Annotated in this window: 2 protein-coding genes; both read left to right on the top strand. The window is 70.7% G+C overall.

From position 1 onward, the window contains the following. Positions 1 to 195 precede the first annotated feature (195 nt). Positions 196 to 1,128 (top strand): DUF3558 domain-containing protein, encoded by a 933-nt coding sequence (locus AB8Z36_RS38795; RefSeq protein WP_369218064.1) that lies wholly within the window; start codon positions 196 to 198, stop codon positions 1,126 to 1,128. A 189-nt stretch (positions 1,129 to 1,317) separates the two neighbouring features. Further along, on the top strand, positions 1,318 to 2,038 hold a 721-nt coding region (locus AB8Z36_RS38790), incomplete at its 3' end, for a DUF2637 domain-containing protein (protein WP_369218063.1).

Below are 2,038 nucleotides of genomic sequence, written 5' to 3'. Positions count from 1 at the left end.
ACAAAGCGCAGGAGCTGGCCGACAGCCTGGTGTCGAAGTTCGACGAGTAGGCGGCGGTCCCCGCACCCGCCGAAGCGTCCCCGCACCCCGCGAAGCAGAGCCGTCCCTCGTCCCATGCGCGTACGGTGGCCACTCGGACCCCGACGACGTCACGAGACGAACCGGACGTCACGAGACGAACTGAGTGAAGGAACCATGCACCGACCTGCACAGCGAAAGCGACAGCTCCGCAGCCGCCTCCTCGTCTGCGCGGCCGCCGTACCGGTGATCCTCGTCGCCTCCGGCTGCTCCTCGGACTCCGGCTCCGGCTCCGACGAGGCGGCCAAGAAGGACTCGGGCAGCAAGGCCTCCGCGTCGGCCAAGGGCGGGGACAAGGCCCCGAGCGTCGAGAAGGCCGCCTTCAGCAAGCTCCCCGAGCCCTGCGAGGTCCTGTCGAAGAAGTCGCTCGAAGGCCTGGTGCCCGCGGCGAAGGACAAGACCGGCAAGGCCGGTACGTCCAACGACACGGCCGTGCGCGGGAGCTGCTCCTGGGACAGCCTGGACAACAACGGTGTGGACGGTTCGCAGTTCCGCTGGCTGCGCGTCTCGCTGCTGCGCTTCGACTCCGACGCCTCGCTCGGCAGCGGCGCCAAGCGCGCACAGGACAACTTCGCCAAGCAGGTCGCGGACGCCCAGGCGACCAAGGGCGCGAAGGACGCCAAGGCGGAGCCGGTGCAGGGCATCGGCGACCAGGCGACGCTCGTGCGGTACGACCTGAAGAAGGACAAGGACACCTTCAAGCAGCAGACGGTCGTGGCCCGTGTCGAGAACGCGGTCGTCACGGTCGACTACAACGGCGCGGGTCTCGCGGGCGACAAGTCGCCGGACGCCGGTGACCTCTCGAAGTCCGCCGAGAAGGCCGCCAAGGAGGCGGCGGCCTCCGTCGTCTCCGCCAACCAGGGCGGCGGCAAGGCCTCGGACCCGAGCGGCCCGAGCGAGAAGCCGAAGGGCGACGCGTCCGAGAAGGGCGACGACTCCGGGAAGGGTGACGACTCCAAGAAGTCCGGGGCCCCGAAGTCGGACGACGCCAAGTCCGATTCCGCGAAGTCCGACGGCTCGAAGTCGAGTGCGTCCAAGAGCAAGTCCTGACGCCGGGTCACAATTCGCCGCATAAGCAAGCCGTTTGACGGAGCCCGGCCCCCGAGGGGCCGGGCTCCGGGCGTACCGGGCCGTGGCCCGCGCGCACACGTGTGCCAGGCTGTCGCTCGCAACAAGCCGACACAGGCGCGCAGTAAGGCCGGCAGAGGCTGAACAGGGAGGGGTTCGCGGGTGGCCGCGATGCAGCTCACACGGATGCACCGGATACTCATCGGAGTGGTCGTCGCCGGTGCGGTCGTCATTGCCGGAATCGGTTTCGCGGGGTCGTACGCGGCCGTGCGCGAGCTGGCCGAGAAGAAGGGCTTCGGCGGCTTCTCGGTGGTCTTCCCCATCGGCATCGACGCGGGCATCTGCGTCCTGCTGGCCCTGGACCTCCTGCTGACCTGGATCCGCATCCCCTTCCCGCTGCTGCGGCAGACCGCCTGGCTCCTGACCGCCGCCACCATCGCCTTCAACGGCGCCGCCGCCTGGCCCGACCCGCTGGGCACCGGCATGCACGCCGTCATCCCGGTGCTCTTCGTCGTCGCCGTCGAAGCCGCCCGGCACGCCATCGGGCGCATCGCGGACATCACCGCCGACAAGCACATGGAAGGCGTGCGCATGACCCGGTGGCTGCTCTCACCGGTGCCCACCTTCCTGCTCTGGCGGCGCATGAAGCTGTGGGAGCTGCGCTCCTACGACCAGGTGATCAAGCTGGAGCAGGAGCGGCTCGTCTACCAGGCCCGGCTCCGCTCCCGGTTCGGCCGCGGCTGGCGCCGCAAGGCCCCGGTGGAGTCGCTGATGCCGCTGCGGCTCGCCCGCTACGGCGTCCCCCTCGCCGAGACCGCCCCCGCGGGCCTCGCCGCCGCCGGGATCGAGCCCGCGCTGCTGCCCCCGGCCCCCGCGTCGGCCAGGCCCCAGG

Source organism: Streptomyces flavofungini (assembly GCF_041028215.1).
Taxonomy (GTDB): domain Bacteria; phylum Actinomycetota; class Actinomycetes; order Streptomycetales; family Streptomycetaceae; genus Streptomyces; species Streptomyces flavofungini_B.
This window is presented reverse-complemented; position numbering and strand designations above follow the sequence as displayed.

Bases quoted from the DNA above. Each gene is read 5' to 3' on its own strand.
- AB8Z36_RS38795 (WP_369218064.1), top strand. From the start codon at position 196: ATGCACCGACCTGCACAGCGAAAGCGACAGCTCCGCAGCCGCCTCCTC.